Source organism: Sphaerisporangium sp. NPDC051017 (assembly GCF_040683095.1).
Lineage (GTDB): Bacteria > Actinomycetota > Actinomycetes > Streptosporangiales > Streptosporangiaceae > Sphaerisporangium.
On the sequence record NZ_JBFBCI010000008.1, the window covers coordinates 46,215 to 67,377 of the forward strand.

Genomic DNA, 21,163 nt, shown 5'->3' on the forward strand with positions numbered 1-21,163 from the left:
CCACGGCCACGTCCCCCACAGGCGGCACCGGTCGCGGGGAGGAGCGGCGTGTACCGGGAGGAGGCGCTGCGCAGCCGGGCGGCCTCCCGCGCCGCGGCCCCGGTGCCCGTGGTGATCAGCAGCCCCTCGTTCCTCGCGTTGTGGCTGGTGGTGGCCGCCGTCGTCGCGGGCGGGGCCGTGCTGACCGCCCTGGCGCTGAGGGCGGTTTCCTGATGATGCGCCGCCCCCCGGTCCTGTTGCAGAACACCGACACCGAGTGCGGCGCCGCCTGCCTGGCCATGGTGCTCTGCCACCATGGTCACCGCACGACCCTGCACCAGGTGGCCGAACGGCTCCAGGTCGGCAGAGACGGGCTGAGCGCCAAGGCCATCGTGGACGGCGCCCGTGACCACGGCCTCAAGGCGCGGGCCTTCTCCCTCGCGCCCGAGGACCTGGCGCGCGTGCCGCTTCCCGCGGTCGCGCACTGGGAGTTCAACCACTTCGTGGTGGTCGAACGCTGGTCGCCCGACCGGGTGGACATCGTCGACCCGGCGCGGGGCCGCCGCAGGCTCACCGCGGAGGAGTTCAGCGCCGGGTTCACCGGCGTGCTGCTGGTCTTCGAGCCCGGTGAGGGATTCCGGCGCGGCACGTCCTCGATGGCGAGCGCCTGGCGCCGCGAGTTCGTCCGCACCCTGTTCCGGCGCCGGCGCGGCCTGCTCGCGCAGGTGATCGCGGCCTCGCTGCTGCTGCAACTGCTCGGGCTCGCCCTTCCGCTGTTCTCCGAGCTGCTGATCGACACCATCGTCCCGTCCCGGGCGGCCGAAGTGCTGTCCTTGCTGGGCGGGGCCGTGCTGCTGGCGGGGGCGGCGCAGTTCGTGATCGGTTACCTGAGGGCGGCGCTGCTGGTGGCGGTGCGGGCCCGGGCCGACCAGGAGCTCACCGAGAGCGTGGTCGGTCATCTGGTCGCTCTGCCGTACCGCTACTTCACCCGGCGCGGCAAGGGCGACCTGGTGACGCGCGCCGCGAGCGTCTCGACGCTGGGCGACATCCTGACCGGCCAGGTCGTGGCGGCACTGCTGGACGGGCCGCTCGCCCTGGGGTACATCGTGCTCGTCTACCTCTACGACCCCGTCTTCGGGCTGGCGCTGACCGGTCTGGCCCTCCTCCAGACGCTCCTGCTGCTGGCCACCACCAGCCGGATGGCCGCGCTCACCCAGCAGGAACTCACCGCACTGTCCGCGTCGCAGGGCAGCCTCATCCAGACGATCACCGGTATCGAGACGCTGAAGGCGTCGGGGGCCGAGCGGCGGGCGGTCGAGCAGTGGGCGGCCCACTTCGCCCGGCATCTCAACGCCGACGTGCGCACCGGCCTCACCCGGGGGCTCCTGGACTCCGCGTTGTCGGCGATCCGGGTGGTGGCCCCGCTCGGGCTGCTGTGGCTCGGCGCCTGGCGGGTACTGGACGGTCAGCTCACCGTGGGCACGCTGATCGCGCTGAACGCCATCGCCGTCGGCGCCCTGACCCCGCTCGGCTCGTTGATGACCGGCCTGCAGAGCCTGCAGCAGGCGGGCGCGCACTTCGACCGGCTGTCGGACATCCTGGCCTCCGAGCCGGAACCGAGTGACGGCATCGAGGTGCTGCGGCTGCGCGGCGCGGTGGAACTGCGGGAGGTGGGGTTCCGGCACGACCCCCGCGGTCCGTGGACGGTGAGGGACGTCTCGGTCTCCGTCCGTCCGGGGCAGAAGGTCGCCCTGGTGGGTCCCTCGGGGTCGGGCAAGAGCACGCTGGCCAGGCTGCTGCTGGCGCTGCACACCCCGGTCACGGGCGAGATCCGCTACGACGGCGTCCCGGCGTCCGAGCTCGACCTGCGCACCCTGCGCCGCCAGTTCGGCGTGGTCACCCAGGATCCCGCCCTGTTCAACGGCTCGATCAGGGAGAACATCTCGCTGAACGACCCGGGTGCCTCCTTGGACCGGGTGGTCGCCGCGGCGCGGCTCGCCGCGCTCCACGACGAGATCGTGGACATGCCGATGGGGTACGAGACCATGCTCACCGACGGCGGCGGCCTGTCCGGCGGCCAGCGGCAGCGGCTCGCCCTCGCCCGCGCCGTCCTGTCACGGCCGAAGGTGCTGCTGCTCGACGAGGCGACCAGCAACCTCGACAGCGCCACCGAGGCGGTCATCGAGGCCAACCTGAGCCGGCTCGTCCAGACCCGGATCGTCATCGCCCACCGGCTCAGCACGATCAGGGACGCCGACCTGATCCTCGTGGTCGACTCCGGCCGCATCGTCCAGCGCGGCACCCACGACGAACTGATGGCCATGGGCGGCACGTACGCCCGGCTCGTCGCCGCTCAGACCGTTCCGTCCGCGTGAGCCGCCGCGTTCGTCCCCATTGTCACCGGCTTCGAGGAGCGCCTCTGGGCGTGACCGCGGCCCCCGGCGGCGTGCGCGATGCCCGAAAGGGGGGCACAGGGGTGGGCCTTCAGTCCTTGCCGGTCGGCTTGTTCGCTCCCCGCAGCCGCCTGCGAGTCCACCGGACGGCGCGCTGGGCCACCGGGCCCGCGAGGCTGATCTCCGCGGTCGCCTTCCGCAGCGACGCCGTGGCCGACTTCGACTCGGCGACCGCCTGCTTGAGCTCCGCCGACGTGCGCTTGAGTTCGGCGCTCAGCTTGCGCAGCGTGGCCGCGTCCACCGGGGGATCGGCCGGCTTCTTCACCTCGTTGACGCGGAGCAGGTCCCGGTCGCTGAGCGGGTCGATGGTGAACCACAGTTCGGGCGTCTTCTCCAGCCACAGCCGCATGCGCTCGCGCAGCGGCCCGGGGTCGCCCCACGTCCCGTACAGCTTCTGGGTGCTGATGGCGACCGGCTCCAGCCCGAGGTTCACCACCGCCTCCCAGACCGCCATGGCGACCCCGGGCGTGTGCACGCTGCGGTAGTCGTCGAACACGACGACCCCGTCCGGCCTCAGCACCCGGCGCGCCGCCAGAATGTCGTCCTTCACGTGCACATAGAGGTGGGACGCGTCCACGTGGACGAACCTGCATGAATTCGGCGCCACATGATCGAGAATTACAGAGGTCGGCCCGTGAACGATCTTCGGAAGCCTCTCGTGGAATGTCAGGTAGTTCTGCTCGAACTTCTCCCGCGTCAACGAGGAGTACGAGCGGCTGGTCTCGGCGTTGTTCGCCTCTTCGGGGGCGTCGGACTCGAAAAGATCGCAGACGGTCAGCGTCTCACCGGCGCGCAGATGACTGCCGATCAGTATCGCGCTCTTACCGAGGTAGGTCCCGAGTTCGAGAAGATCTCCCGGGGGTTCGCCGACGGCCTTCTCCGACAGGATCCAGCTGAATAGCCGCTGGTCCGTCGCCCAGAACCAGCCGGGGATCCGGTCGAGATCCTTAGGAGTCAATGCTTCCCTAGCCGCCATTGGCGCAGCCTAACAGGGCGAACTCCCTGATCAACACGGGTACGGCTGAGCCGGTCGGCGAGCCGGTAGGGATCGCCTTCCACCTTCAGCAGTCGGTCGACGCCGCGTTGCAGGCGTAGCCGCATGGCGTTGAAGAGCGCGCCCGTGGCCAGCGCCGCGGCCGGCCCGGCGGACGGGTCCTCACCGTCCCGGCCACCGAACCAGGCGCCGAACAGCCAGGTCAGCCCGAAGTGAATCCCGCCGGTGAGCACCGTCAGCGACCCGTAGACGAGGACGCGGTTGACGACGACGTCCGCGCCGGGGAACCGGTGCCCGAGCGCCGCGGCGATGACCGCGCGCCGGTTGACGACCATCAGCGTGCCTCAGCGAAGCCGGGGCCGGCCAGCCCGCGCGGGAAGCCCCGATCCGCAGGCGCGGACCGGTGCGCGCTGGGAGGTCCCCTCCGCTGTCGGGTAGGTCCGCTTCGTTATCCCAACCGTGCCGCGCCTGGTCATCGGAGTGGAGCACGCAGATCGTCGCCGTCTTCACCCGTCCCGCAGCCGTCGAGGAGTCACCCATGTTCCTGCGTGTCGCGATCACCCTGCAGACCTTGGCCCTCTTCGCCGTGCCGATCACCACCGCACTGTTGCCGTCCACGGCCACCGGTGATCCTTGCTCGACGCGCGCAGTTCCGCCGGCCTGATCGTCCCGTCTGTCGTCGTCCGACCCGTCAGGCGAAGGCCCCGCCGGGCGACCGGCGGGGCCTTCGGTGGCCGACCTGCGGGGAGAACCCTCAGTTGAAGGGGTTGTCGTAGAACGCGGAATTAGTGTGGTACGTGCTGTTCGGGGGGTTGAAACGCACCCCGTCCACAGTGAGCGTCACGTTGTCGACGGTGCCGCCGGGCGTCACCTCGCCACCGATGAGGTAGGCCGTGTACGGGCACTGGGGGATGCTCACCGGGGTGCCGCCACCCGCGTACAACGTGGTTCGCGCGCCGCCGTTGACGGACGCGAACAGGCTGGGCCGGGTGTAGCTGGACTGCTGGCACATCGCGATCGAGTAGCGGTACTTGGCGTTGCCGTCGTCGAACGCGATCGACCCGTACGCCCCGGACAGCTTGACGCCTTGCCCCCACACCTCGATGTTCACCGTCCGGTCGGGCCCATACGTGGCATGCGCCGGGGCGACCGCCACCACGAGCGCGGCGACCGTCATCAGAGCGATCGTGAGAACCCTTGAAAAACGTGCCACCAATTTCTCAGCCTCTCTTCGGCGGATGTCACTTGGACGCGATTATTTTGGTGGGCTTTCGGGCTGTCCAGTGGCCAAATATTGAAGAAAATGTAACTTCTATGGATTCAGGATGTTTCGGGTAGAACGCGTTTCGCGACGTCCGCGAACTCCGAGAGGCGGCCCATCGGGTGGGTGGCCCCTGGTGGAGTTGCAGACACGGCTGGACACCGAGCGCGCCCAGCGCCGCGAGCTGGAGGACACCCTGGCGCGCGAACGCCGGGCGCTGGAAGACCGGGTCAGCGCCCAGGGGAAGCACATGATCCATTCGTCTACGTAACGCCTAGACATTCTCAATGTTACGGACGTAACTTGGCCTCGTGACGATCGATACGAGCAGCGGCTGGATGCTGATCAGCGTGACGACCGCAGGAGCGGCCGGGACGTTGCGCGTGCAGGTATGGAGGAAGCTGCGCTCGCTGGGCGCCCTGTACCTGCAGCAGTCGGCCTGCCTGCTGCCCATCCGGCCAGAGGTGGAGCGCGAGGTGCGCCGGCTTGCCGATCGGGTGCGCCATCACGGTGGCAGCAGCCGGGTGCTGCGCATACAGCTCACCGAACAGGCCGAGGAGGATCAGGTGATCGCGGAGTTCAACGCGGCCCGGGATGCCGAGTACGCCGAGGTGCTGGAACGCCTGCCCGCCTTCCGGGAGGAGTTGGCGCGGGAGCGCGAGCGTGGCCGGACCAGCTATGCCGAGGTGGAGGAGTCGGAAGCCGACCTTGAACGATTTCGCTCCTGGTTGGGAAAGATCGCAGCCCGGGACTACTTCGCCGCACCGACCGGCGCGGCAGCGCGGGCCGCGGTCGCGGAGTCGGCTGCGGACCTGGCCGCCTTCGAGCAGGCCGCGCTGTCGGCCGAGATGCCGGCCAGGACCGGCTCTGCGACGACCGGCGCGGAAGAAAGTGGGCGGCTGTGACCGGCTGGTGGGGATGGGACCTGTTGATCGGGGTCGCAATCGCGCTGCTGGTCGCCTGGGGCGTACTGATCGCGGCGCTGGCGATCCTCCGTCCGCGTGGCGGGTTGCTACGCGAAGCGCTGCGTCTGCTGCCCGACGTGCTGCGCCTGGTACGCCGCCTTGCCGCCGACCGCACGCTGCCGCGAGGGGTACGCGTGCGGCTCGGGCTACTGCTGATCTACCTGGCTACACCGTTCGATGTGGTGCCGGACTTCATCCCGGTCCTGGGGTACGCCGACGACGCCATCGTCGTCACCGCGGTGCTGCGTTCGGTGGTGCGCCGGTCCGGCCTGGAGGCCGTACGGCGGCATTGGCCCGGCACCGAGGACGGCTTCGCTGTGCTGTGTCGTCTCACCGGCCTGAGGTGACCTCGAAACCGCCTCACCTGCCCCGCTGCGTCGGCCAGGCGTGCGGCATCGCCCGCGGGTCCCCGTGGTTCTCCCTTGATCACCGCGGCATCGGGCACGCAACGCCGCACTGGAGATCGCGGCATAACCCCCGAAGGACTTACAAACGCGACCACTTAGCGATCTGCTGGTTGGTCGCTTGTGCTCAACCCTTGACGACTTAGGGTGATCAGCCTGTCCCCGGTGAGCCAGGGTGAGGAACGAATCCTGGATCTTCGACGGCCCCTGACCGCGCGCGGTGGCCGGCCGCAGGATGGCGATCGTCGCGTTGCATGTGTGCGGCGGCGCGTCCCCTGGTCGGCGGGTACGCGCGGTCTGTTCTGAACGGCTCTGTACCACCCTGAACTGCAACCCAAACTGCAACCCGGATGCCCGACGACCGCCACCCTTCGTGCCTGGTTGGCATCGCATCGCGGCGCACAAAGATGCATGCGTACGGTAATTGATAAACTACTGTCCGTTGTGGCATGGTGCTTGAGTCTTGATCAACTCTTCTGGGAGGCAACCATGCTTGCTCGCCGTCTGCTGGCCGCCGCCGTCATCTCCGCCGCCATGGGCGCGGTCACCCCTCTGCCTGCGCTGGCCTCTGATCACGAGCCCACCCGCACCACCCTGGTCAATACCCCGATGTGCGTCGACGTCAGCAACAACCGTGGCAACGGCACCCTGATGTACCAGTGGCAGTGCGATAGCAACAACACCAACCAGAAGTTCGTCATCGAGGACGGCCTTATCAAGGTGGAGGACACCATCGGCAAGAGCCAGGTGATGTGTCTGGACTCCTCCAACGGCCGAACCAACGGCACCCGGGTCTACCAGTGGCAGTGCGTGAGTAACGCTAATCAGCTCTGGGTCATCAAGAGAAACCTGATCATCCTCAAGTCCACCCTTAACTCAGCCAACCAGCTATGCCTGGACGCCACCAACGGCCGCGGCAACGGCACCCAGGTGTACTTGTGGCAGTGCGACCCCAACAACACCAACCAGAAGTTCGTGATCAAAGACGGCCAGATCGTGATCAAGGACACCCTGTCCTGATCTCTGGCCACACCCGGCACCTTCCCGATCTACCGCAGGGCATCAGCGGCAGGCAGGACAGCAACCCGGTTACCCGGTGGGCCGGGACTGAGGAACGAAGTCCCGGCCCACCGACCGCCCCAACCCCGTGTGATGGCCGGCCACAGCATGGCGATCGTCGTGCTGCATCTGTGCGGCGGCGCGTCCCTGGTCGGCGGGTGCGGCTTGGTACGGCGGGTGCTGCGTGGGGTGGACGGGCTGAGCGCTCATGGTGCCCAGTCGCCGCCACCCTGCTTTGCCGCCGCCGCGCCTCTGCTCCTCAGGTGCTGTCCCCCCCCGGACCTGGCCTCGCTCTACGGGCGGTCCTCGATCAGCACGGGCTCTTCCGTCACGGTGATGGTGTCCCCCGGCCTGACCTGCACGGTGGCGCCGTCCAGCCGTCGAACGACGTGAGCATTCGGGCCCGCGGTGGTGTCGGCCGTCCCGGAGATCGCCCACCGGATCGTCGCGGTGTACTCCCGGTCGGGCTCGATCACGGTGAACTCGCACTGCCACACGTTCTCGGGGAGATTGATCGCCAGGCCGCGTCCGCACGATCGACTGTGGGCGTGAGCGAGCCACCGCTGCAGTTGCTCGACGGCCAGCGCGGCACGGGTCGGAGCGCCTCCCTCGGCCTGAAGGACGATCGGGATCTTGGTGCCGCCCCAGTTGTAGAAGTACATGCGCTCGAGGTTGACGTTCCGCGCCCACAGCCCGGTGAGGAAGAAGCGCACCGCGTAGTTTCGCGCCCTGGTCTCGTCCAGCGGTCGTTCCAGGGGGATCGAGTAGGTCGTGCCCGTGCTCCACAGGCGCGGCTGTATCCCTACCTCGTGCATCGTCCGATCGACCATGGTCGCGAGCTCCAGCATGCTCTCGGGCGGATCGGACGCGGTGCGTTGGTGCAGCTTGATCCCCGCGACGTCGCAGTGGTCGTACCCTCCCAGCTCGGCGAACCGCCGCAGCACACTTCGCCCCTCAGGCGTCCATAACTGCCCCATCCCCGGACAGACCACCGTGGCCTTGGGGTCGGCCTTTCTGATGATCATGCTGGCCCGTCGCGTCATCTCGACCAGCGTCTCGACGGTGCCGGCGTAGAAGCGGCGGTCGTTGCCGAGCACCCACAGCTCGTACGCCGCGATACGCCCGCGGTAACGCCCGACCAGGGCGCGCACGAACGCGTCCCAGTCGGCGAGGTCGTCGGGCGGTGCGGCCTTGGACCCGTCCGGGTACGGCGCCGCGGGCCCTCCGGGGCTCGCCCACGCGGGTGTCCCGCCGAGCACGAACAGCACGGGCAGCCCGGCGTGGTGGGCGCCCGTGGCGAGACGGTCGAGGACCGACCAGTCGTACTCGCCGCGCTCGGGCTGGATCTGGGCCCAGCGGGTCTCGCTGTCCCACAGCCGCACGGCGCCGACCCGGAAGGCGGGCATGGTGCCGGTGGAACTGTTCATGGTGACGCCGAACAACGTGCGCGGCACAGGGGCTGGAGGCCTGGTCCAGGCGGGCCCGGTGATCCACTGCGGCTGCGCGGCCGGACGCGTGGGCGGGGGCGGTGTGCTGGCCGTGAGCACCGCCAAGCACACGATCGCGACCATCGTGCTCAGGAACGCGAGCCCTTGACGCGCCCCCGCCCACTTCGGCCACCGGGGCGCGGCGCCCGAACCGCCGACCTCGGTGACCCCCCAGCCGGGGCCGGGACCGATCTCGACGGTCTCGCCCCCATCGGTAACCGCCGTCTCCCCCACCGGAGGGGGCACGGAGACGACGAGCGTCTCCTCCGCGCGGGGCACCGCAGAGGTGATGGGGGCTTCTCCGCGGCGGACACCAGCGAGGTGACGGCAGGATCCCGCGTGACGGTCGCCGGTGCCGCGACCGCGCCGCCTTCACCGGCCGCGCCGCCCTCGCTCGATACGCCGCCCGGGCCGGTCGCGCCATCCTCGCCCGACGCACTGCCCTGGCCGGATGCGTCGCTCACCGCGGGCGAGCCGGATGTCACGGCTTCGGCGCTCGGGGGCGCGGCCGCCTGGGCCCACAGCCGGTACAGCTCGTCCAGCTCCGCCTTGTCCGCGCCGCACGCCCTCGCGATGCGCTCGAGCGGGCCGTAGCTGTCAGGGACGATCTCGCCGCGGCAGTAGCGGTGGACCGTGGACCGGCTCATTCCGGTACGGCGCCCCAGAGCCTCGTACGTGCGCCCGCTACGCAGCTTCAACTCGGACAGCAACTCGGCCAGCCGCTCCGCTGACACTTGCCACCTCATCTCGCATCGGCCCGGAATGCGTGGAGTATCCCAGGACGACATGAACGGCACACGTCAAAGCCTTGATCATTTCTCGCTGTCCCTGGACTGTCCTGACCCATTGCCGGAGCAGCACGCGTGTTGCCACTCTGTCTGGAGTCCGTCCGGGCCACGCCGCCGAAAGCCCTGGCGCAACGTGATCTCCGGCGACACCAGATGGCACAACCCCGACAGCCAGAAAGGCAGAAGGATGACCATCAGAAGACGCGTGATCCCTCCGCGCTCCTCGTCGGTCCTACCTCGAGGTGTTGATCTCGTAGGTGAGTTTGGTGCTGGGGCTTCGACCTGAAGGGTCGCTGTCTGTGCTCGGAGCACGCCGGTCAGAGGGCCGCGAGGCGGCGCGGAGTGCACCACCTGGCGCCGGACCGGCGCCCGGGAGGAGACGCACCGCAGACGCCCCTGGCATCCGTCATGCTCTGGCTCCGCCGCTTTGCATCGTCAGGCGGACATCAGGGGGACCGGTCGCCCGGGAGCGGGGGAAACGAGCAGGTGGTCGAGGCCGGCTTCGAAGAAGGCGGTGTGCACGTCGGCCTGGTTCTCGGTGAAGTGGCTCCAGCCCTCGACATGGAGCGGCACGACGTGCCGGGCTTTCAGCAGGCGCGCGGCGATCACCATCTCGGCGGCGTTCAAGGTGAGCCGCTCGTCGATCATGGGGACGCGAACGGCACCGCCGAACAGCAGCGCGACGTCGATGGCCGGGAACCGCCCGGCGATGAGCTCCACGTACTCCAGCGAAGCGTTGTCCCCGCTGACGTAGATGGTGGGCGACCCGGCGCCGGTGAGCATGAAGCCGGTGACCTGACCGACGATGGGCTCGCATCCCGGCGGGCCGTGCAGGGCGGGAACGGCGGTGACGCGAACCGGGCCGACGTCGTGGTGTTCCCAGGGGCACAGGGAAGTGACGCCGGTATTCGCGGCGGCCGCGGGTGTGCTCAGGGTCAGCGGCGCGGCGGCCATCGCCTCGCGGCCCAGCTTGTCCAGGTTGTCGGGATGCTGGTCGTGGCTGAGCAACACCAGGTCCACCCGGCCGATGTCGGCGGAGGAGAGGGCCGGGCCGATGGTCTTGGTGAGCGTGAGCGGCCCGACGGGGTGATCTCCCGGCGGATCGAAGGTCGGATCGGTGAGGATGCGCAGCCCGCCGAGTTCCAGGAGGGCCGTCGGGCCGCCGATCACGGTGATGGTGGTCGTCATGAGCACTCCGTTTGCCGCGCGCCGTCGGGCATCGTGCGAACCACGTTAACCGAACGGGACGCGGGCCGTCTCCGGCTTGTCATGGCCGCCGCCGGGCGGCGGCCATGACAAGCCGTCTTCACCACACCGCGCTCGCCGGCCTCGGGGACCGTCAGACGGGCAGTACCCGCAGGGCGGGATAGTTGACCGAGTTCAGGTACAACTTGTCGGTGCCGTGTTCCTTCTCCAGCTCCAGGACGAACCGATAGCGGTAGACCCCCGGCTTGGCGTCGCTCATCACCGCCCCGGCCCAGTAGTAGTAGACGGCGGTGTACTGGTCGCGCATCCGGTCGGGAGCGCCGTAGACCTTGAGTTCGGTCATGATCCGGCGCTCGGCGACATCGTCCTCGTCGCCCTTCTCGATGTCGAGGAAGACCAGGTTGTTGATCTTCGGCATCGGGGGCCAGGTGCCGTCCGGACGGCGGTGCATGTCGATCGGGCGGACGATCCAGTTGATCACCTGCCCCTGCTTGCAGATGGTCTCCAGATGGTCGCTGCCCTGCCCGACCCCGCCGACGCTGTTGTCCATGATGTAGAGGCAGCCGTCCAGGGACTTCGTCGCGGCGGCCTTCTCCATGTCGACGAGGGTCACCACGTTCAGCTGGACGGAGTTGAGCTGGCCACGATCGGCGAAGTCCGTGGCCGTGTACGCCTGGGTCATCGGCCTTCCTTTCCTTCGTCGGCGGGACCGGTCAGGGCCGGCCGGGCGGTGGAGGTGAACGGCGTGCCGACGGTGCCGAGCAGGAAGGAGAGCCGGTACGGTACCGGTTTGGTGAGGTCCTGCTTGACCTCGGCGGTCCAGAACACGATGTCGGTGCCGGGATACACCTTCCGCGTGGGCTCGGCGATCTGCGGGTCGATCTCGATGTCGGCGAGGGCCACGTAGGTCTCGCATTCCAGCGGGATCACGTTCCACAGCAGCGTGTCGCCCTTGCGTACCCGGCTGTGCAGCTCGGGAGTGCCGAAACCGGAGGACCCGGCGGCCTTGTTGGTGTCGTAGAGGTAGAGGTTGTCGTCCAGGTTCTCCGACGCCAGCGCGGCCACGGGGTCGACCACCGCGGTGATCGTCACAGGCCGTGCGGGCCGGTGTTCGGACTGTCGGTTCCTCGGGGGCATGTGGCTCCTCTGTTCGAAGATGCTCCGGTTCGGGCCGGGTCAGCCGGCGGGAGGGACGGCAGGGAGGGGGAGGACGCCCAGTCCGGCGCCGGTGAACGCGTTGCGCTTCGGGTCGTTGGTGATCTTGAGGCTGGACTCGCAGGTCAGATCCACGGACTGCCAGACCAGCTCGTTGTTCTGCTCGACCAGTTCGTGCAGCTGGACGTGCACCGTGTACGGGTAGACTCCCGGCCGGCTCGTGTCCACGGTCGCGGCCCAGTACCAGCCGTCGTAGATCATGTCGGGCGACCCGTACTGGGCCGGGTACATGATCTTCTCGCTGACGGCCTGGCCGGTGATATCGGTGATCACCGGAGCCGGATAGTTGTATGCGGCGGCGCTGTTCGTGGTCTTCCCGGTGACGTCCAGCAGCTTGGCCGCGGTGAGGCCACGCCCGCCGGCCTGCTTGCGGGGACGCTTACCGACCCGCTGCCGCAGCCGCGTGAGCTCGGCGCTGCTCGCCTCGCCCTCGCCGCTGAGCGCGGCCAACTGCTCCAGCGTGCGCCGGTCGTGGGCGCGTTCCTGCTCGGCCAGGTAGTTGCGCGGCACCGTCGGGGGGATCGCCCCCAGCGCCGCGGGCAGCCAGTTCAGCACCTGCTCGGTCGCCTGCGACCCGTCGAGGAAATAGGTGCCGGGCACGATCGTCACCAGTTGCCCGGTGCCCTCCCCGACCGAGCCGAGGAACTTCATGTTGTCGAACCAGTATGTGTTGCCGTCGAGCGACCGCGTCCGAAGCGCGTTCTCGACGTCGAACAGCACGATGATCCCGTGTTGCTGTGCCATGAAACCGCCTTTCGCAGAACGTGGCTCACACGCGCAGCAGCGCGGGCGAGTCGATGTGCAGCACGCTGTTGGGTCCTTCGTGGAGCTTGAGCGAGAGCCGGTACCGGTACGGGACACCGGGCACCATGGAGTAGGGCACGACGCCCTCCCACACCAGCAGGTCGTGGTTCTCGTGCCCGTCGGAACCCGTGGCGTCGGGTGCCGGAACGGCAGGGGGCTCCACCGGGTATGGCGGCACGCCCGGGTCGTCCGAGGGCGGGACGGCCGCGCCGGGCAGGAACTCGATGGCCTGGATCTCGACCGGAGTCTGCACGTCCACGTGGATGGGCGTCCACTGGACGACCTGTCCCGGGACCACCGCCGTGATGAGGTCGGGGGTCCCCTGGTGCCGGCTCCCCGCCGAGCTGTCGTCGACCAGCGAGATGTTGCCGTTGTGCAGCGTCCGGTCGGACAACGCCCCGACGGCGTCGACCATCACGACGATGCTGACCTTTTCTTTCATCGATCCTCCTTGTCGGATTTCATGGGCTCACAGGCCGGCAGGTGCTCAGCCCCGGTCCCTGACCAGCGGCGTCTTCCCGACGGCGGTCCGCTCGATCTGCGGCGAGGAGGGGGGTACGAACACCAGCCGGAACTCGTATCCGGTCTGTTCGATGGCCACCGCGTTCGCCTCCCGGTCGTTGAAGAGCGACAGGGAGCTCGGCAGCGCCTGCGTGAACAGCCGCCGCGTCCCGCTCGGGCCGAGGGCGTGCTCGACGGCCGCGGCCGTGCCCTCGGCGTCGTCCACCGCCGCCAGCAGGGTGAGGGTCCGGTCCTCTCGGTGGTTGTGGAACTGGGCCTCGTGCGCGACCAGGTCCAGGTCGACGCCGGACGCCGAGCGCAGCCGCCCGCGCAGGGCGGCGTAGGCCAGCGTCGCCGAGTACTGGCTGTCGTTGAGGTGCAGTACATCGGCGGTGCGCCCGGCGAACTCGAATCGCTCGGTGCGTAACCCGGGCCCGTCCAGCGCGGGGCGGCGGATCATCCGATCGCCGAGCTTGAGCCGGAGCAGCGGCGTCTCGTCGGCGTGCAGCCGGGTGACGACCAGCTCGCCCTCCTCGCCTTCGGCGACGGCACGGCCGTGCTCGTCCACGATCTCCACCAGGTGCAGCCCCGGCACGGCGGAGAGCGCCGGCGAGGTGTGGTCGAGCTGGAGCCCGACGCATTCGGCCTGGGTCGCGGCGAAGTAGCTGAGGATCGACACGTTGGGGAAGAACGCCTGCAGTTCGTCTCGCTTGCGCTGCGGCAGGGAGCCGCTGCCGTACATGGCGACCCGGAAGCTCGCCCTGGCCTGCGGCGCCAGGCCCGCACCGAGCTCGGGCAGGAGCGCGATGCTGGCGGTGATGCCCATCAGCGCCTTGTGGCCGGGGTAGGAGAACATGTGCTCCAGCACCGGTGCGCTCACCGGTCCCGCGCCGATGTAGTTGACTCCCGGGACCTGGGCCAGAACGCCGCCGACCATGGTCCCGCTGCTCCACATCTGGTAGTCGGCCAGGGTGGTGAACAGCCAGCGCGGCGCGGGGCCATTCAGGTAGCGGCCGAGCTGGTAGGCGCCCATGAACGCCCCGGCGATGCGGTAGGTGTCGCGCAGTTCCCGCAGGGAGTACACGATCTCCAAGGGCATGCCGTCACCGGTGCCGCCGCTGGCCACCACCTCGAACCCGCCGCGGTCGAGCGGCACGACCATCCCGGCTCGCGCGCCCATGAACATGTCCCGCTGCACGGTCTTGTCCGAGAGAGGGATCCGTTCCCACTCGGACATGTCGGCGGGGGCACTGCGAATCCCGAAGTAGTGCAGCCGCTCGCGCCACAGCGGGTTGAGCAGCGCGATGCCGACGAGTTGCTGAAGCCGGCGGAACACCAGCGCGTTCTGGAGGCCGAGCGGGGACTCGCAGTACGGAATTCCGGTGAGCCGCCCGCACTCCTCCAGCTTCTCGCTGAACGATGGCAGCCGGGTGACGTCGTCCACGGAGCGGGGCCGCAGCTCCTCCTCCGGGATCAGTCGTGCCGCCAGGTCCGCCGAGGCGGTGATGTCCAGATCCGTCATGGTCATGAATGACTCCCGTCGCGCTGGTCGTGCCGGGCCGTGGCGCTCGCGCGCAGCACTCGTTGCCCGATGTCTCTGATTTCGGCGATGAGCATGGCCAGGTGGTCGGCGTCGATCAGGTGGTTCATCACCACCACGCGCAGTGCCGCCACCCCGTCGATGTCGACCTTGGAGATGAAGAAACGCCCGCCGTCCCGAATCCGGTTACGGATCTCCAGCTGCAGCCGGTGCACGGTCGCCGGGTCCAGGCCGTCCGGCTGGTACCGGAAGCACAGGATGTTGGACTCCGGTTCGTGCGCTACGGCGAAGTCCGGCTCGGCGGCGACCATCTGGTACGCCTGGCGGGCCACCGCGCACAGCCGGTCGATCTTCTGCGCGAACAGCGCCGGGCCGTAGACCGACCAGACCGTCCAGAGCGGCATGATCATCGGACGCTTCGTGCACTCGAAGTTCTTGTCCGCGCTGTCGTAGGCGCTGTAGACGTCCGGTTCCTCGTCGAAGACGTAGCTGGCACGCTGCCGGAACGCGCCGCGCGCCGCCGTCTTGTCGCGGTAGAAGAGCAACGTGCACGGCGCCGGCATGAACAGCATCTTGTGGGCGTCCCAGGTCAGCGAGTCGGCCTGCTCGATGCCGCGCAGCTTGTGCCGGTGCCGGTCCGACAGCAGCAGGCTCGCCCCGTGCGCCCCGTCCACATGGAGCCAGAGCCCATACCGGCGCGCCAAGGCCGCGAGCTCCTCCAGCGGGTCGAACGCGCCCATCGACGTGGTCCCGGCCGAGGCCACCAGGCAGAACAGACGCAGGCCACGCCGGTGCGCCTCGTCCAGTACCGGGGCGGCCAGATCGGGGCGTATCCGCCCGGCCCGATCGACGGGGAGCCGGACGATCTGCCGTTCTCCGATGCCTAGCACGCCCGCCGCTCGCGTCACGCTGTAGTGAGCCTCCTCGCTGACCGCGATGGCGGGGCGACCCGGCGTGCCGCCGGCGCCGGCCGTCCAGATCTGCGGGAAGGCGCGGTTGCGGGCGGCGAGCAGCGCGGTCAGGTTGGCCAGGGAGCCCCCCGAGGTCGTCACCATGGCGAACCGGTCGGGATCCCAGCCGATGAACCGGTTGAGTTCCTCGGCCATGAGCCGCTCGGCGACGTTCGGGAGCTGCCCGGCCTCATAGAAGGAGGAAGGCTGGTTGACCACCGAGCCGACCAGGTCGATAAGACTGGCCAGTGGCACCACGCCGGAGAACTGTCGGCCCATGTAGCCGGGTGAGTAGACCGGGATACCGGTCTCCGTGTACAGGTCGACGATCTGGTTCACCCGATCGGCGTCGAAGTCGGCGATGCCCTGCCGTTCGTGGGTCATCAGCTCCCGCGCGGCCTTCAGCAGCGCTTCCGGATGCAGGAGGTCGAGTCCTCGGACCGACCGGTCGCCCAGATACGTCGTCAGGTGTCTGACGATGTTCACGGCGCCGTCGTGGAAACGTCCGGGGTCGAAGGCCGCGGTGAGGCCCGGCGTGGGTGACTGGGAGCTTTCACCGGTCGCCGGCTTCGGAAATGAACTCTGGACATCGGAAAGCGAACTCGTCACGGAGGGGACTCCAAATGATCCGGAGTCGAGAAACGCTCATATGGTCGCGTTCGGCTGGGAATTTGGGCATGGTGAACTGAATTCCCGTGCGATCACATGAAGTATCTCGCGAATAAATGATGATCTGCGGTGAAACGTCGAGAGGGGAAGAGGTCCTCGGTGTCCGGGACGCGAGGTGGCATTCGTGCCCTTGCTGACCTGGCTTGACTGGTTGAATCGGTCCAATACCTGGGCGGCAGGCCGATCGATGACAGTGGCAGGTCGCGCGAGGGGACTCTTAACTCTCGGGTAGCGCTACGTTCAAGCAGCTCGAGCCGGTTCGGCGGCGATGTCGTCGACGATCATGAGCTGGTGGAGGTCCATCGTGGCTGAAACACGGTGAATCCAACCTTACTCTCACCTTTCGCAAGCGGCGGCATGCTTGTCATGTAGACGACCTAATCATCGATGACAGGGCTGACGCAAGGCCTCAGATGGAGATGGAATGGCAGATTCGTGCCACGGTTACTCACGGTGATGGAGGTGTGGAAATGTTCTGTTAGTCCTGGTTTATCAGAGCTTATGGGTTTTTCTCGCGAACCTGGATCAAGCTCGGCGTTCGAGGTCATCGGCTCGGCGGGTGATCGCACAAAAGGGACGCTCTTGGCGTGTCTGGTTGTACGTGCCAGAATGTGGTAAATCGCCCGACGTGGTGATGTATCTGGCTTTTAGGGCGTGTCTACGCCAAAGGGGGCACGTCAGGCGCTCTCGGGCGGGCCTCTCGCTCTCGCCGCTCTTCTGGGAGAGAATTCAGCGCTGTCTAGCCAGGAACCTCGGGTGTTCACACCCAAGAGGAATGGCTTCCCTGCTTGTGGCTTCGGTGTTACTCTCGGTGATGCGGTGACGGGATTGAACGCACCCGGTTCGCTGGGGAACGGCTCTCTGATCCGTTATCGGCACTGCGACACGCGGCATGGCTTGCCATGCCGGGCAGTGAGTCACGCTGCCGTACGCGGCCCGAACTGTCGACGCCATCGACGGCGAGGAGCTCCAAGCTCGGTCGTTCACGACCGAGAAGCTGACTCATGGCTTCCCCGCACTGGCGCTGATGTTCATCCTCGCCGGCTTCGAATCGACGGCGGTTTCCGAGACGAGGCTAAGGACCTCGGATGCACCATCCCGCGGGCCACCTACACCGCAGTCATCGTGGTCGCGCTCTTCCACACCTTCACCGGCCGGGCGTTCGCGATGACCTCGCTGTTCGTCTCGGTGCGCGCGTTCCACAACGTGCTCACCCGTTACATGCACTCGATGTCCGGGGCCGAGGTGCTGCCCGCGGCGTTCGGCCGGATCCATCCCGTCCGCGGCTCCTCGTACGTCGCATCACTGGCACAGACCGCGCTTCCGGCACTGCCGGCCGTGATCTTCCTGGTCCGGTCTGTCGGTCGTGGTCTATCTGGCGGTGCGCCGGACCGTGGTCCCCTCCTGGAACCGCTGGATCGCCCCAGGCCTCGGGCTGCTCGGCCTGGTGCTGGTCGGCGTGCTGATGGTGATGAACTTCCCGCTGCTACTGGCCGAGGTCGATCCGGACAGCGGCGACCAGACGTTCAGCGGCAAGGTCTTCTTCTACGCGCTCATCGCCGCCTTGCCCGTATGGGGGGCGGCTCAGGCTGCCCATGGCCTACGCGACGGTCGTCGAGAGCGTCGAGTCGAGCGGCTCGACGCGGCCCCACCCGAGAGAGGATCCCATGACCACCCTGACCACCCCGGTTTCCAGCCTCACCGCGACCGAGATCGAGCGGACCGCCGCCCTGGTACGCGAGGCCGGCCTGGCCGGCGAAAGCGTCCGCTTCGTCTACGTCGGCCTGCTCGAGCCGCACAAGCAGGAGGTACTCGCGTTCCAGGCCGGAACCGGGCCAAGGCCAGACCGCCGGGCGCGGGTGCTGCTGCTCGACACCGCGACCGGCGACGCCCGGGACGTGACCGTCGATCTCACCGCCGGCGCGGTGGCCGCGATCGTCGACGTCGACGGCTCCCACGGCGGGATGCCGATCCTGGTCGAGGAGTTCATGTCGGTCGATGGGATCCTCGCCCAGGAGCCGGCCTGGGTCGACGCGCTGGCCAAGCGCGGCCTGACCACGGAGCAGGTGGTATGCGCACCGCTCTCCGCCGGCGCCTTCGACCTGCCCGGCGAGGAGGGCAGGCGGATCATCCGGGTGCTCTGCTTCGCCACGTCCGACCCCGACGGTCACGTCTGGGCGCACCCGGTGGACGGGCTGAGCGCCTACGTCGACCTGGTCGAGAGGAAGGCGACCGAGGTCCTCGACATCGGTGTCTTCCCGCTGCCGGAGGAGCTGAGCAAGTTCCACCTCCCGGAGGGGCGCCCGGCAGCGTTGGAGACCTTGAGACCCATCGAGATCATCCAGCCCGACGGGCCGTCGTTCCAGGTCGAGGGCGACCGGATCACCTGGGCGAACTGGTCCTTCCACTTCGGATTCGACGCCCGCGAGGGCCTGGTGCTCCACCACCTGGCCTACGCCGACCCCGACCACGACGGCGAACTCCGGCCGGTTGTGTACCGTGCCTCCATCGCCGAGATGGTGGTGCCGTACGGAGATCCGGCGCCGGTCCGGTTCTGGCAGAACTACTTCGACACCGGCGAATACCTCTTCGGCCGGTTCGCGAACTCGCTCACCCTGGGCTGCGACTGCCTCGGCGAGATCCACTACGTCGATGTCGACCTGGCCGACGAGGTCGGCAACGTGCGGCGGATCCCCAACGCGATCTGCCTGCACGAGGAGGACTACGGCACGCTCTGGAAGCACACCGACATCTACACCCCGAACTCGGCCGAGGTCCGCCGCCAGCGCCGTCTGGTGATCTCGTTCTTCACCACGATCGGCAACTACGACTACGGCTTCTACTGGTATCTCTACCTCGACGGCAGGATCGAGTGCGAGGCCAAGCTCACCGGCATCCTCTTCACCTCGGCCTACCGCGGGCTGCGAGAATGGCCCTACGCCAGCGAGGTGGCCCCGGGCCTGGGCGCCCCGTTCCACCAGCACCTGTTCAGCGCTCGCCTCGACATGATGGTCAACGGCCTCCGGAACGCGGTCGACGAGGTCGACGCGGTCCGGGTGCCGGTCTCGCCGGAGAACCCGTACGGCAACGCCTTCAGCTACGCCCGGACCCGGATCGCGAGCGAGGCCGAGGGGGTGCGCAGTGCGGACGCCTCGGTCGGGCGGACCTGGCACGTGGTGAGCACCGAGCGCACCAACCGGCTCGGTCAGCCGACCGGCTACGTACTGCGCGCCGAGCAGAACCCGACTCTGCTGGCAGACCCGTCCTCGTCGATCGCCGCGCGGGCGGCGTTCACCACCCGGGATCTGTGGATCACCCGGTACGCGCCTGAGGAGCGGTACCCGGCCGGCGAGTTCGTCAACCAGAACCCGGGCGGCGACGGTCTGCCGGCGTACGTCGCGGGTGACCGGCGTCTGGACGGCGAGGACGTCGTGCTGTGGCACACCTTCGGCGTGACCCACTTCCCGCGGCCCGAGGACTGGCCGGTGATGCCGGTCGACCATGCCGGATTCTCGTTGACGCCGTACGGGTTCTTCGATCGCAACCCCACGCTGAACGTGCCCGCCAACGAGGCCAAGCACTGCGGCGGACACCGTCACCACGGCGACTGAGAGCCTGCGCGCTCGCGCACGCCCCGCCCGGCCTGATCGTCCCGTCTGCCGTCGTCCCGCCCGTCGGGGGAGCGCCCCTGGCCCCTGGTCTGCTCGGCTTCTCCGGGACGACGGTGGGCGTGACGATCGGGCTCACCTCGGCCGGCTACGGCCTCCAGGAGACGACCAATGATCATCCCGGAGCCGGAAAGCACCCGCCGGAGACATCTCGACTTCGCACTCGTGCCTTGCCCCGCTCATCACATTCGGACAAATAACAGATAGGGGATTTGGCGCCTCAAACTTATATAATGCAGCCAATTTCCGCGTTTGGGAAACCCTGGAAGATCTCTAGAAAATCTCCCAAGAACCACATATCCTTCGCTATGGCGCGTTCCAAGGGGGGGTGCGTCGTCCCCAAATGGGGAGAAATGAAGGGAGTCGACATGCCGGATATTGACCTCGGGCTGGCCAGTGACTGGGAGGAAGGCGACACTCACGGCCGAGTCAAGCTGGTCCAGAACCGGACCTACCCGAACTCTCCGAAGCGGGACGTGCTCGTCAGCTCACCGGTGAGCATCGAGCTTTCGGTGAACACAAACTTTTCCAGCTCCCAAGAGTCTGACAAGATCTACTTCACGACCCACCACGGGTCGACGAAGAAGATCATCGGGATCCTGGACTCCAATGGGGACCTCTACATCGCCGGCCGGGTGATAACGGACCAAAAGAACCTGTCCTACTAGTAGCGCCATACCTCGTGGCGCGTGGGCACTGGTTCGTCGGCTGGCACAGCCCCGACCGGGCGACGACCAGCGCGGCCGATAACGTCCGCCAGGACGACAAAATGCTCGCGGTCGGCAGCGACGCACCAGTGCCTGTGCGCGACACCTGATCGGGGTCGGCGGAGTTCCCGTCGGCCTCGATCAGTAGAGGGAAATGACTACCTCTGCTCGGATAGGGCTCGCACCGCCTCGAAGAGGTGTGTTGTGTCCATCGTAAGACGTCGAGCAGTTGCCGACGCGGAAGATGATTGCGCTCCGAATTCTCATGCCGGCAAGATGGCGGTGGATTCGCGCCATCGGCGTAAAAGTCCATCGAAATGGTCAAGCTAATTGGGTGGTACGTCCGCTTCTTTAGCCTCCTGAGGGATCTCCCGGGTCGTTCCCGCTGAAGTTGTCGAAATCGACGTCTCCGCTAGCCATTCGGAAGTTGTCGCTCAGCCCATCCGTTGCCATCTCGAAGGCGGGCACAGTCGCATGCGGGAACGTTCATCGCGTTCACGCCTACCGTTAGCG

Annotated in this window: 20 protein-coding genes and 1 pseudogene; 9 read left to right on the forward strand and 12 right to left on the reverse strand. The window is 68.0% G+C overall.

All coding sequences use genetic code 11. The features are described 5' to 3' along the window. Positions 1–48: 48 nt before the first annotated feature. On the forward strand, positions 49–213 hold the full coding sequence (locus tag AB0M95_RS09770; RefSeq protein WP_358525346.1) for a hypothetical protein: 165 nt from the start codon (positions 49–51) through the stop codon (positions 211–213). Beyond that, positions 213–2,354 (forward strand): peptidase domain-containing ABC transporter, encoded by a 2,142-nt coding sequence (locus AB0M95_RS09775; protein ID WP_363761635.1) that lies wholly within the window; start codon positions 213–215, stop codon positions 2,352–2,354. The genes AB0M95_RS09770 and AB0M95_RS09775 overlap by 1 nt, the downstream gene beginning before the upstream one ends. Before the next feature lie 109 nt (positions 2,355–2,463). Here the strand turns inward: AB0M95_RS09775 and AB0M95_RS09780 are convergent, their stop codons facing one another. Then, positions 2,464–3,408 (reverse strand): class I SAM-dependent methyltransferase, encoded by a 945-nt coding sequence (locus AB0M95_RS09780; RefSeq protein ID WP_363761637.1) that lies wholly within the window; start codon positions 3,406–3,408, stop codon positions 2,464–2,466. After that, positions 3,387–3,761 (reverse strand): hypothetical protein, encoded by a 375-nt coding sequence (locus AB0M95_RS09785; protein WP_363761639.1) that lies wholly within the window; start codon positions 3,759–3,761, stop codon positions 3,387–3,389. Before AB0M95_RS09785 ends, AB0M95_RS09780 begins: the two co-directional genes overlap by 22 nt. Before the next feature lie 203 nt (positions 3,762–3,964). Here AB0M95_RS09785 and AB0M95_RS09790 point away from each other — a divergent pair, with 203 nt between their 5' ends. Next, positions 3,965–4,090, forward strand: coding sequence for a hypothetical protein (locus AB0M95_RS09790; RefSeq protein WP_363761641.1), 126 nt, complete (start codon positions 3,965–3,967; stop codon positions 4,088–4,090). A gap of 90 nt (positions 4,091–4,180) precedes the next feature. Here the strand turns inward: AB0M95_RS09790 and AB0M95_RS09795 are convergent, their stop codons facing one another. Then, positions 4,181–4,603: a hypothetical protein gene (locus tag AB0M95_RS09795; RefSeq protein WP_358525354.1), complete on the reverse strand. Its 423-nt coding sequence runs from the start codon at positions 4,601–4,603 to the stop codon at positions 4,181–4,183. 220 nt (positions 4,604–4,823) lie between these two features. On the opposite strand from AB0M95_RS09795, the gene AB0M95_RS09800 reads away from it, so the two are divergent. The 4 genes from AB0M95_RS09800 (at position 4,824) to AB0M95_RS09815 (ending at position 7,076) form a co-directional block, all read left to right on the forward strand. Beyond that, positions 4,824–4,958, forward strand: coding sequence for a hypothetical protein (locus AB0M95_RS09800; protein WP_363761643.1), 135 nt, complete (start codon positions 4,824–4,826; stop codon positions 4,956–4,958). A 40-nt stretch (positions 4,959–4,998) separates the two neighbouring features. Next, positions 4,999–5,592, forward strand: coding sequence for a Chromate resistance protein ChrB (locus AB0M95_RS09805; protein WP_363761645.1), 594 nt, complete (start codon positions 4,999–5,001; stop codon positions 5,590–5,592). A 23-nt stretch (positions 5,593–5,615) separates the two neighbouring features. Continuing rightward, complete coding sequence (locus tag AB0M95_RS09810; RefSeq protein ID WP_363761647.1) at positions 5,616–5,999, forward strand: YkvA family protein; 384 nt, start codon at positions 5,616–5,618, stop codon at positions 5,997–5,999. Positions 6,000–6,545: 546 nt separating this feature from the next. After that, positions 6,546–7,076, forward strand: coding sequence for an RICIN domain-containing protein (locus tag AB0M95_RS09815; protein WP_363761649.1), 531 nt, complete (start codon positions 6,546–6,548; stop codon positions 7,074–7,076). 332 nt (positions 7,077–7,408) lie between these two features. Here the strand turns inward: AB0M95_RS09815 and AB0M95_RS09820 are convergent, their stop codons facing one another. The 9 genes and pseudogenes from AB0M95_RS09820 to AB0M95_RS09860 all read right to left on the reverse strand — a co-directional run bounded on the left by AB0M95_RS09820 (position 7,409) and on the right by AB0M95_RS09860 (position 16,092). Further along, positions 7,409–8,881, reverse strand: coding sequence for a beta-galactosidase (locus AB0M95_RS09820; protein ID WP_363761651.1), 1,473 nt, complete (start codon positions 8,879–8,881; stop codon positions 7,409–7,411). Between the two features lie 263 nt (positions 8,882–9,144). Then, positions 9,145–9,390: pseudogene (locus AB0M95_RS09825) on the reverse strand (helix-turn-helix transcriptional regulator); the annotation flags it as partial. A gap of 435 nt (positions 9,391–9,825) precedes the next feature. After that, the gene (locus AB0M95_RS09830) at positions 9,826–10,578 is read right to left on the reverse strand and encodes an MBL fold metallo-hydrolase (protein WP_363761653.1); all 753 of its coding nucleotides are present in this window, start codon (positions 10,576–10,578) and stop codon (positions 9,826–9,828) included. Between the two features lie 151 nt (positions 10,579–10,729). After that, positions 10,730–11,278: a hypothetical protein gene (locus tag AB0M95_RS09835; RefSeq protein WP_363761655.1), complete on the reverse strand. Its 549-nt coding sequence runs from the start codon at positions 11,276–11,278 to the stop codon at positions 10,730–10,732. Further along, on the reverse strand, positions 11,275–11,673 hold the full coding sequence (locus AB0M95_RS09840; protein ID WP_363761657.1) for a hypothetical protein: 399 nt from the start codon (positions 11,671–11,673) through the stop codon (positions 11,275–11,277). Before AB0M95_RS09840 ends, AB0M95_RS09835 begins: the two co-directional genes overlap by 4 nt. A 99-nt stretch (positions 11,674–11,772) precedes the next feature. Then, positions 11,773–12,555 carry a hypothetical protein gene (locus AB0M95_RS09845; RefSeq protein WP_363761659.1) on the reverse strand — a complete coding sequence of 261 codons (783 nt, stop codon included), beginning with the start codon at positions 12,553–12,555 and terminating at the stop codon, positions 11,773–11,775. A 25-nt stretch (positions 12,556–12,580) separates the two neighbouring features. After that, positions 12,581–13,057, reverse strand: a complete 477-nt coding sequence (locus AB0M95_RS09850) for a hypothetical protein (protein WP_358525392.1) — start codon at positions 13,055–13,057, stop codon at positions 12,581–12,583. A 45-nt stretch (positions 13,058–13,102) separates the two neighbouring features. Next, positions 13,103–14,644, reverse strand: a complete 1,542-nt coding sequence (locus tag AB0M95_RS09855; protein ID WP_363761662.1) for a hypothetical protein — start codon at positions 14,642–14,644, stop codon at positions 13,103–13,105. After that, positions 14,641–16,092: a pyridoxal-dependent decarboxylase gene (locus AB0M95_RS09860; protein WP_363761664.1), complete on the reverse strand. Its 1,452-nt coding sequence runs from the start codon at positions 16,090–16,092 to the stop codon at positions 14,641–14,643. Before AB0M95_RS09860 ends, AB0M95_RS09855 begins: the two co-directional genes overlap by 4 nt. Before the next feature lie 1,850 nt (positions 16,093–17,942). On the opposite strand from AB0M95_RS09860, the gene AB0M95_RS09865 reads away from it, so the two are divergent. Then, the gene (locus tag AB0M95_RS09865; RefSeq protein WP_363761666.1) at positions 17,943–19,886 is read left to right on the forward strand and encodes a primary-amine oxidase; all 1,944 of its coding nucleotides are present in this window, start codon (positions 17,943–17,945) and stop codon (positions 19,884–19,886) included. A gap of 425 nt (positions 19,887–20,311) precedes the next feature. Then, the gene (locus AB0M95_RS09870; protein WP_363761668.1) at positions 20,312–20,611 is read left to right on the forward strand and encodes a DUF6342 family protein; all 300 of its coding nucleotides are present in this window, start codon (positions 20,312–20,314) and stop codon (positions 20,609–20,611) included. Positions 20,612–21,163 lie beyond the last annotated feature (552 nt).

Bases quoted from the DNA above. Each gene is read 5' to 3' on its own strand.
- AB0M95_RS09775 (WP_363761635.1), top strand. From the start codon at position 213: ATGATGCGCCGCCCCCCGGTCCTGTTGCAGAACACCGACACCGAGTGC.
- AB0M95_RS09780 (WP_363761637.1), bottom strand. From the start codon at position 3,408: ATGGCGGCTAGGGAAGCATTGACTCCTAAGGATCTCGACCGGATCCCC.
- AB0M95_RS09785 (WP_363761639.1), bottom strand. From the start codon at position 3,761: ATGGTCGTCAACCGGCGCGCGGTCATCGCCGCGGCGCTCGGGCACCGG.
- AB0M95_RS09790 (WP_363761641.1), top strand. From the start codon at position 3,965: ATGTTCCTGCGTGTCGCGATCACCCTGCAGACCTTGGCCCTCTTCGCC.
- AB0M95_RS09795 (WP_358525354.1), bottom strand. From the start codon at position 4,603: ATGACGGTCGCCGCGCTCGTGGTGGCGGTCGCCCCGGCGCATGCCACG.
- AB0M95_RS09815 (WP_363761649.1), top strand. From the start codon at position 6,546: ATGCTTGCTCGCCGTCTGCTGGCCGCCGCCGTCATCTCCGCCGCCATG.
- AB0M95_RS09830 (WP_363761653.1), bottom strand. From the start codon at position 10,578: ATGACGACCACCATCACCGTGATCGGCGGCCCGACGGCCCTCCTGGAA.
- AB0M95_RS09835 (WP_363761655.1), bottom strand. From the start codon at position 11,278: ATGACCCAGGCGTACACGGCCACGGACTTCGCCGATCGTGGCCAGCTC.
- AB0M95_RS09845 (WP_363761659.1), bottom strand. From the start codon at position 12,555: ATGGCACAGCAACACGGGATCATCGTGCTGTTCGACGTCGAGAACGCG.
- AB0M95_RS09850 (WP_358525392.1), bottom strand. From the start codon at position 13,057: ATGAAAGAAAAGGTCAGCATCGTCGTGATGGTCGACGCCGTCGGGGCG.
- AB0M95_RS09855 (WP_363761662.1), bottom strand. From the start codon at position 14,644: ATGACCATGACGGATCTGGACATCACCGCCTCGGCGGACCTGGCGGCA.
- AB0M95_RS09865 (WP_363761666.1), top strand. From the start codon at position 17,943: ATGACCACCCTGACCACCCCGGTTTCCAGCCTCACCGCGACCGAGATC.
- AB0M95_RS09870 (WP_363761668.1), top strand. From the start codon at position 20,312: ATGCCGGATATTGACCTCGGGCTGGCCAGTGACTGGGAGGAAGGCGAC.